The organism is Nonomuraea sp. NPDC049129 (assembly GCF_040648495.1).
Classification (GTDB): Bacteria; Actinomycetota; Actinomycetes; order Streptosporangiales; family Streptosporangiaceae; genus Nonomuraea.
This window is the reverse complement of sequence record NZ_JBEZDU010000053.1, coordinates 24,970-32,459: the sequence shown is the minus strand read 5'-3', so window position 1 is coordinate 32,459 and position 7,490 is coordinate 24,970. Positions and strand designations below refer to the sequence as shown.

9 protein-coding genes are annotated in these 7,490 nt (G+C 72.2%); 3 read left to right on the top strand and 6 right to left on the bottom strand.

The features are described 5' to 3' along the window. Positions 1–171: 171 nt before the first annotated feature. The gene (locus AB0B64_RS59850; RefSeq protein WP_358206526.1) at positions 172–807 is read right to left on the bottom strand and encodes a TetR/AcrR family transcriptional regulator; all 636 of its coding nucleotides are present in this window, start codon (positions 805–807) and stop codon (positions 172–174) included. 110 nt (positions 808–917) lie between these two features. Here AB0B64_RS59850 and AB0B64_RS59845 point away from each other — a divergent pair, with 110 nt between their 5' ends. Continuing rightward, positions 918–1,403, top strand: coding sequence for an RDD family protein (locus AB0B64_RS59845; RefSeq protein WP_358206504.1), 486 nt, complete (start codon positions 918–920; stop codon positions 1,401–1,403). Here the strand turns inward: AB0B64_RS59845 and AB0B64_RS59840 are convergent. Both AB0B64_RS59840 and AB0B64_RS59835 read right to left on the bottom strand, forming a co-directional pair. Beyond that, entirely contained in the window at positions 1,400–2,173 is a 774-nt protein-coding gene (locus tag AB0B64_RS59840) for an alpha/beta fold hydrolase (protein ID WP_358206498.1), read from the bottom strand. The genes AB0B64_RS59845 and AB0B64_RS59840 overlap by 4 nt on opposite strands. Beyond that, positions 2,164–3,366: an MFS transporter gene (locus AB0B64_RS59835; RefSeq protein WP_358206489.1), complete on the bottom strand. Its 1,203-nt coding sequence runs from the start codon at positions 3,364–3,366 to the stop codon at positions 2,164–2,166. Before AB0B64_RS59835 ends, AB0B64_RS59840 begins: the two co-directional genes overlap by 10 nt. A gap of 80 nt (positions 3,367–3,446) precedes the next feature. On the opposite strand from AB0B64_RS59835, the gene AB0B64_RS59830 reads away from it, so the two are divergent. Beyond that, positions 3,447–4,313, top strand: coding sequence for a LysR family transcriptional regulator (locus AB0B64_RS59830; RefSeq protein ID WP_358206484.1), 867 nt, complete (start codon positions 3,447–3,449; stop codon positions 4,311–4,313). 47 nt (positions 4,314–4,360) lie between these two features. Here the strand turns inward: AB0B64_RS59830 and AB0B64_RS59825 are convergent, their stop codons facing one another. Beyond that, positions 4,361–4,834, bottom strand: coding sequence for a hemerythrin domain-containing protein (locus tag AB0B64_RS59825; RefSeq protein ID WP_357952054.1), 474 nt, complete (start codon positions 4,832–4,834; stop codon positions 4,361–4,363). An 86-nt stretch (positions 4,835–4,920) separates the two neighbouring features. Here AB0B64_RS59825 and AB0B64_RS59820 point away from each other — a divergent pair, with 86 nt between their 5' ends. Then, complete coding sequence (locus tag AB0B64_RS59820; RefSeq protein ID WP_358206478.1) at positions 4,921–5,463, top strand: isochorismatase family cysteine hydrolase; 543 nt, start codon at positions 4,921–4,923, stop codon at positions 5,461–5,463. 3 nt (positions 5,464–5,466) lie between these two features. Here the strand turns inward: AB0B64_RS59820 and AB0B64_RS59815 are convergent, their stop codons facing one another. Together AB0B64_RS59815 and AB0B64_RS59810 are read right to left on the bottom strand one after the other, a co-directional pair. Next, positions 5,467–6,498, bottom strand: a complete 1,032-nt coding sequence (locus tag AB0B64_RS59815; protein WP_358206456.1) for a LuxR C-terminal-related transcriptional regulator — start codon at positions 6,496–6,498, stop codon at positions 5,467–5,469. After that, complete coding sequence (locus AB0B64_RS59810) at positions 6,485–7,471, bottom strand: LuxR C-terminal-related transcriptional regulator (protein ID WP_358206401.1); 987 nt, start codon at positions 7,469–7,471, stop codon at positions 6,485–6,487. The genes AB0B64_RS59815 and AB0B64_RS59810 overlap by 14 nt, the downstream gene beginning before the upstream one ends. Positions 7,472–7,490: the final 19 nt, after the last annotated feature.

The window sequence follows — 7,490 nt, the reverse complement described above, 5'->3', positions numbered from 1 at the left end:
CGCCCTCCACCCCTTCTTCGTTGTACTTTTCTCCCCCCCCCGCCGCGTCTTTTCTGCCGGGGGGGGGCCCGGGGGCCCCGGGGCCCCGCGCCGACCCGCCGACTTAGCGCGCTGAGCCGCACATAGCCGTCTTCAGGGCTTGGCTTCAGGGCTTGGCTTCAGGGCTTGGCCTCAGGGCGTGGCGAGGTCGAGGACGTGCCGGGCCGTGGCGTCCAGGAGCTCGGGGCCGGGCGGGCCGCCGTGGACGAGCGCCTGGTAGTAGAGCGGGCCGAGCAGCACGCTCAGCAGGGTGTCCACGGTCGGCTCGGTCACCGGGCGGCCGGTGTGGCGTTCGAGCACGGCGCGCAGCCCCTGCAGGTCGCGTTCGCGCTGCTCACGCAGGAACTTTTCGCGTAGCGCCTCGGCGGTGGCCTGGTCGGTCTGGGCGTGGCCGAGCAGCGCCCGCAGGACCTGGCCCGCCGGCTCCTGGAAGAACCCCGCGATCCGGCGGAGCTGCGCTTGCAACTCCTCCTCGGCGTCTTCCCCGCCCCCTGGCCAGGCCAGCGCGTCGCGGGCGTCGTCGGCCAGGGTGTCGAGGAGGATGTCGACTTTGGACTTCCACCAGCGGTAGACGGTCTGCTTGGCGACCCCGGCCCGGACGGCGATGCCCTCGATGGTCACCCCGTTGAACCCCCGCTCGACCAGGAGATCGTCGGCGGCGTTGAGCACCGCGAGCCGGATGCTCTCGCTGCGCTTGGGGCCCGTCCGGCTCACCACGGCCGTCCGTCCGGCGGCGGGCTCGGCGTTTCGGTCGGCGGGGATGGTCATTCGTCCTCTCGGGTACGGCTCGGCACCTCGATTCTGGCATGCCCCCGGTCCGTGGAACGCGATGGAACGCCCTTCGGAGAGACCACTACTCAATCAGCCGGAGTGAATCCATGTCCGAGTCGGTGTGGCGAGACGGCCCGCCCTACGGCCACCTAGCGCAGGAGTTGCTCGCGGGACGCTGGCGGCGGCTGTTCGCCGGTGTCTGCGACGCCGTCCTCCTGGGCGTGCTCACCCGGCCTCTCCTGGCGCGGGCCGGCGTCTTCGAGCCGATGGACCCGGCGAAGGACTTCGCCGATTTCGTTTTCCACCTGGACTGGCGCTGGCTGATCGCCGGGGCGTTCGTGTGGTACGCCTACCACTGGCTGCTGGTCGGCTACTGGAACGGCCAGACCGTCGGCAAGAAGGCGTTCGGCATCCGCGTGGTGCGCGAGAACGGCGCCCGGCTCACCCCCGCCATGGCGGCGGGACGCGCGCTGATGACCGGCTTGTTCGCCGCGCTGGGCCTGACCGTGATCGACCTCCTCTGGATCGTCCTGACCCACCGCAGGCACGCGCTGCACGACCTGGCCGCCAACACGGTCGTCATGATCGACTAATCCAGGAAGTCCAGGACGGCGGGACCCGCGACCTCGCGGAACTCCTCGAAGTAGGCGTGCCTGGCGCCGGGGATGAGACGGAGCGTCGCGCCGGGGATGCGGCCCGCGAGCAGGGGCGCGTTGGCCGCCGGATTGAAGACGTCGTCCGTGCCGTGCAAGATCAGCGTGGGCGCGGTGATGCCGGGCAGCGCGTCCCAGGCGTCGTGCCCCGCGCTGGCGGCCAGGTGCCGCCGCCGGGCGAAGGCGGGCATGCCGGGATCGCCGAGGGTGGTGTACGGGCCGGGGTGGGTGGCCAGCCAGGCCGGGGTGTACATCAGCTCCAGCAGCGCCCGCCGCGCCGCCTGCCGGTCGGGCTGGGCCAGCGACCTCTTCACCGTGTTGTCCCGTTCGAGGCCGTGCGGGCCGCCGGGCGAGGTGCAGCCGAGGATCAGCGACCCCACCCGGTGCGGGTGGTCGGCCGCCAGCCACTGGGCCACGCGTCCGCCCATCGAGGTGCCGTACACGTGGGCCCGGTCGGCGCCCAGGTCGTCGAGGACGGCGACCACGTCGGCCGCGAAGCCGCGGGTGGTGTAGGGGACGTCGGGCTTGTCGCTGTCCCCGGTGCCGCGGTAGTCGAGGGTGACGGTGGTGTGGCGGTCCTCGAAGTCGTCCCTGACGCCGTCCCACCAGTGGTGGTCGTTGGCCTGCCCGGCCAGCAGGACGAGGGGCTCGCCCCGGCCGCGGATCTGGTAGGAGACGGCGACGCCGTCCCTGGTGACGGCTACCGGCATGATCGTGTGTCGAAGCGGCGGGCCAGGTCCAGCAGGAACCCGGCGCCGACGAGCAGCCCGACGGAAACGGTGATCACGCTCGACCAGCCGCCCGTCTCCCACCGGTAGGCGGCCAGCGAGCCGAAGACCGAGCTGCCGGCGTAGTAGGCCAGCAGGTACAGCCCCGCGGCCTGGCCCACGCCGACGCCGACCCGGTGGGCGCGGTCGGAGACCCAGCCGCTGACCACGGAGTGCGTACCGAGGAAGGCGAAGGTCACCAGGGCCAGTCCGATCACGATGGCGGGGAGTTGGGGTGCGGCGGTGAGCAGCGTACCGGTCACCAGGAGCGCGACACCGAGCAGGGCGGCCAGGCCGAGCCCGCGCCGCAGCGCCAGCCGCCCGGCGGCCAGTGGCCCCGGCACGCCCACCGGGTAGGCCAGGAACACCAGCGCGCCCGCGCCGCCCAGCAGATAGGGCGCCGCCTCGAGGCGGAAGGTCAGCGCGTTGCACAGCCCGACGAACGCCCCCATCGTCGCCGCGCCGACCAGGCACAGCGCCACCAGGGACGGGTCCCGCAGGGTGAGCGCGGTGTTGCGCAGCAGGTCGCCCAGCCGCGGGCTGGAGCGTTCGAAGTGCCGCGACGGCGGCAGCAGGACCCACAGGCCGATGGCGCAGAGCAGCGTGACGACCCCCACGACGGCGCTGGCGCCGCTCCAGCCCCACACCGCCTGAACAGGGCCGGGCAGCAACCGCCCTGCCGCCCCGCCGAGGGCCGTGCCGGTGATGTAGGTGGCGTTGGCCCGTACGTGGGATCCTTCGGGCATCTCCTCACGCAGGTAGGCGAGCGCCACGGCGGGCAGCCCGGCCAGCGCGACGCCCTGCAGCCCGCGCAGGACCAGCAGCGCGTGCCAGGTGGGCGCGAACGCGGTGGCGATGCCCAGGACCGCGCAGCCGGTCAGCGACCACCGCATGATCACCACCCGGCCCACCACGTCGGAGATCGGGCCGACGAACAGCAGCGCGACCGCCATCGTGATCGTGGCCAGCGACAGCACCGCCGTCGACTCCGAGGCGGAGACCCCGAAGTGGTCGGCGACGCCGGGCAGCAACGGCTGGACGTAGTAGAGCGCCAGGAAGTTGGCCAGGCCGCCGAACATCAGCCCGTACCTGATCCGGAGGGAGTCGCGATCCCCTGACACGCGAGTCGAGAGCACCCGTCGAGCGTGCCCGCTCAGCGCTGATGCGCAAAATGCATAATTTGCCGAAACTGATGCGAAAGGGGCATCATCGCAGGATGGAGCTGCAGACCCTGCGCTGGTTTCTGACGCTGTGTGACACGGAGAACATGCGCGACACCGCGGCGATGGAGGGGATCAACCAGTCCACGCTGTCGCGGGCGCTCGCCCGGCTGGAGGCCGACCTGGGGGTCGAGCTGTTCCACCGGCACGGGCGCCGGCTCGCGCTCAACCGGTTCGGCCTGCTGTTCCGCGAGCACGCCGCCCGCGCCGTGGACGAGCTCGAGGGCGCGCGCCGCCGCATCGACGCCCTGACCAACCCGGACACCGGCCTGATCCGGCTGGGCTTCCTGCACTCGGTGGGCCGCTGGCTGGTGCCGGAGATCCTGCGCGACTTGCGGGCGGGCACGCCCGGCATCCGCTTCGAGCTGCACCAGGGCTTCGCCAGGGAGCTGTTCACCTGGCTGGCCCAGGGCGACATCGACGCCGCCCTGGTCACCCCACCACCGGAGGGCAACCCCGCGCGCTGGCACCCGCTACGTGAGCAGCGGCTCTGTCTCGCCCTGCCCGTCGAGCACCCGCTCGCCGCCGTCCCGGGACTGACGCTCGCCGACGTACGCGACGAGCCGTTCGTCGCCTTCGCCCCGACGACGGACCTGCGCCGGGTGATCGACCGGCTGTGCGAGGAGGCCGGGTTCGAGCCGGTCATCGCCTTCGAGAGCGAGGAGATCGCCACCGTACGCGGCCTCATCGGCGCCGGGCTCGGCGTGGGCGTCCTGCCGCTGCCCGCCTCGCTGGAACACGACGACCCCACCTACCGTCCGCTCGTCCCGGCCCAGCACCGCCCCATCGGCCTGGCCTGGAATCCGCTGCCTGCCCCGACCGCGGCCACGGCCCTGTTCGTCGACCACGTGACGACCGGCTGAGACCAGGCACGGCCCGCTGCGAGGCACGGCCCGCTGCGAGGCGCGGCTTACTGCGAGGCGCTCTTGACGGCGAGCGGCTCGGCGGGGGCCTCGGCCTTGGCGGCTGCCATGCGCTCGCCGAGCTCCTGCAGCTCCTTGCGCCCCATCGCGGCGCGGACCTGCGGGAACCAGTCCTTCTCCTCCTCCTCGACGTGGTGCCGGACGTTCTCGATCAGCACCGTGACCTTCGCTTTGAAGTGCTCGTCCTTCGGGTCGAGGTCCTTGAGCTCGGACAGCAGCCAGACCACGACGTGGTGCTCCTCGACGCTCTCCAGCACGTGGTCGCTGGTCTCCGGCACCTTGGCGCGGGCGGCCGGGTAGAAGTACTCCTCCTCGATGTAGGCGTGCGTGACCAGTTCCTTGGTGATCTGGTCCACGAGGCGGCGCTTCTCGGTGTAGGCCCGCTCTCCGGCCTGCTCGAACTTCTTGAACAGCCCTTCGACCGTCTTGTGGTCGTCCTTCAGCAGCACGATGGCGTCCATCGGGTCTCCTTCGCTCCGTCGTCCGGCTGCTGGCGTCTGCCCGGGGCCGATCGGCTAAAACCGCACGTCGTGGACAGTAAGAGGGAATGGCAAGAACCGCGCTGGTCATCATCGACATGCTGAATCCGTACGAGCACGACGACGCCGAACCCCTGTGCCGCAACGTAGCGAAGATCATCGAACCGATGGCGAAGCTGGTGGCGCGGGCGCGTACCCGCGACGAGGTCGAGCTGGTGTACGTCAACGACAACTACGGCGACTTCACCCGAGATCGGCGCGAGATCGAGGCCCAGGCCCTCAATGGCTGCCGCCCGGACCTGGTGGAGCCGATCCTGCCGCCGCCGGACTGTGCCTTCCTGCCCAAGGTCCGCCACAGCGCCTTCTACGGCACCTCGCTGGAGTACCTGCTGGGCCGCACCGAGGTCGACACCGTCGTCCTGGCCGGCCAGGTGACCGAGCAGTGCGTGCTCTACAGCGCCCTGGACGCCTACGTACGGCACTACGCCCTGACGGTGCCGCCCGACTGCGTGGCCGCCATCCACCAAGACCTCGGCGAGGCGGCCCTGCGCATGATGGAGCGCAACATGTCCGCCCGCCTCGCCCTCTCGGCCGAGTGCCTGGACCGGTGAGCCTCACTCCTCCGGCGGCGGAGGGTGGCGGAAGGCGGCCTGGACGCCCGCCTGGAAGCGGGTGTGGGCGCCGAGCCTGCTCATCAGGTTCGCGATGCGCCGCTCGGCCGTACGGTAGCCGACGCCGAGCTGCCGGGCGATGGCCTCGTCGGTCAGCCCGGCCACCAGGAGCGCGATCAGCCGCTCGTCGTCGTCCGCGGCGGCGCGCGCTCGCGCGGGCGGGGCCGCGCCGGGCGCCGGAGGCCGCAGGCGCAGTGGCAGCGCCCGCTGCCACAGCCCTTCGAACAGCCGGCTCAGCGCCTCCAGCAGCCCGGACGGGTGGACCACCAGGGCGGCGTCGGCGTCGGGGTCGTCCGGGTGGTGCCGTAACAGCAGCAGGGCGAAGCGGTCGTCCATGAGGTAGAGCTTCATGGGCAGGCTGGGCAGCACCCGCGCCTGCTGGCCCGCCCCGACCATCGTCTCGATCTGACGCAGCGCCCCGATCCGGTCGACGAACCCCCGCTCGTAGATCATGCGGCTCGTGACGCCCCGCTCCAGCAGCTCGCGCTGGGCCGCCACGCTGCCCGGCGGGTCGAAGTAGGGCGGCTTGGACAAGCAGCGCAGCTGGTGCCAGGCGGCCCGCTGGATCTGGGCGTGCCGCTGCTGGACCGCCCGCTGCCCGGTCACGACCTCGACGACCGCCGGCGGCGTCTCCCCGGCCGCCCGGCGGCGCTGGAAGGCCTGATCGAGCTCGCCCGCGCGCTCGCGGGCGCGCAGCAGCTCCCGCTCCGCGGTGACCAGGAGCACGTCGAGCGCGGCCTCCGGGGCGACGGCGGCGTAGTGGGCGCCGGATCGGGTGACCAGCCCCTTGGCCTCCAGCGCGGCGAGCACGGCGGGCAGCTGGTCGGCACGGAGCCCGGCCGGCGCGCCCAACGACGCGATCCGGGCGGTGGTGGCCGGTGAGCCGTCGATGAGCAGCTCGTACACCGCCTCCTCGTCCGGGGTGAGCCCGGCCGCGCCGAGCGCGCCCGCGCCCTCCCTGTCATTCCGGCTCATCGTGTACGCCCTTCTCATCGGCCAGCCAGCCGCGCAGGACGGCCTGGTAGCCCGCCTGGAAGCGGGTCTGGGCGTCCAGCTGGATCATCATGGCGTGCACGTGCCGGCGTACCGTGCGGTCGCTCCAGCCGAGATGGGCCGCGATGGCCTTGTCCGTCTGGCCCGCCACCAGCCGGGCCAGCAGGTCGCGCTGCGCGTCGGTCGGGCTCCTGGTCTCCGGCAGCCGGGCGCGGCCATGGCTGACGTGCAGGGGCACGGCGCGCTCCCAGTACATCTCGAACAGCGCCGCCAGGGCATCGAGCAGCGTCGAGTCGTACACGACCAGGGCCGACTCGACCATCTGCAGATCATGCCGGAGCGGTACGAGGGCCATGGGGTAGTCGCTGAGCACCAGCTTCATCGGCACGTCGCCGACGCGCACCTGCTCACCCGCGGCGATGTAGTCCACGATGGTCTTCAGCGTGCCGCGCATCTCGATGGCCCGCCGGTCGTAGACCACCCGGTAGTCCACGCCGCGGCTCAGCAGGTCGAACTCCTGGGTGTTGCCGCCCACCACGCCCGCGTACGGGGGCGCGTCGAACATCCGGATCTCCCGCCGGGTGCCGCGCTGCAACTGCTCGAACCGGCGCAGCACCGCCTCTCGCCCGATCACCACCTCCACAAGCCCGCCCGACTCCTGGGCCGGCGTGGTGAGGTGATAGCGGGTGGACAGCTGGGCCACCCGCAGCCGGGCGTCGGCCAGGGCGCGGGCCCGCTCGCGGATGAGCGCGTCCAGCCCCATCTCCGGCGGTACGACGACGAACCGGGGCGGGTCCTCGGGCAGGCGGGCGATCAGCCCCAGCTCCTCCAGCCCGACGGCCAGGCCGGGAGTGCCGGCGAGCTCGTCCAGCTCTTCGAGGGTGACGGGGGAGTGCTCGACCAGAGCCTCGTAGAGAGCCTGTTCCGCCGCTGACAGGCCGAGGATGCGCAGCATCTCAACATGATCACCCAAA

Bases quoted from the DNA above. Each gene is read 5' to 3' on its own strand.
- AB0B64_RS59850 (WP_358206526.1), bottom strand. From the start codon at position 807: ATGACCATCCCCGCCGACCGAAACGCCGAGCCCGCCGCCGGACGGACG.
- AB0B64_RS59845 (WP_358206504.1), top strand. From the start codon at position 918: ATGTCCGAGTCGGTGTGGCGAGACGGCCCGCCCTACGGCCACCTAGCG.
- AB0B64_RS59840 (WP_358206498.1), bottom strand. From the start codon at position 2,173: ATGCCGGTAGCCGTCACCAGGGACGGCGTCGCCGTCTCCTACCAGATC.
- AB0B64_RS59830 (WP_358206484.1), top strand. From the start codon at position 3,447: ATGGAGCTGCAGACCCTGCGCTGGTTTCTGACGCTGTGTGACACGGAG.
- AB0B64_RS59825 (WP_357952054.1), bottom strand. From the start codon at position 4,834: ATGGACGCCATCGTGCTGCTGAAGGACGACCACAAGACGGTCGAAGGG.
- AB0B64_RS59820 (WP_358206478.1), top strand. From the start codon at position 4,921: ATGGCAAGAACCGCGCTGGTCATCATCGACATGCTGAATCCGTACGAG.
- AB0B64_RS59815 (WP_358206456.1), bottom strand. From the start codon at position 6,498: ATGAGCCGGAATGACAGGGAGGGCGCGGGCGCGCTCGGCGCGGCCGGG.
- AB0B64_RS59810 (WP_358206401.1), bottom strand. From the start codon at position 7,471: ATGCTGCGCATCCTCGGCCTGTCAGCGGCGGAACAGGCTCTCTACGAG.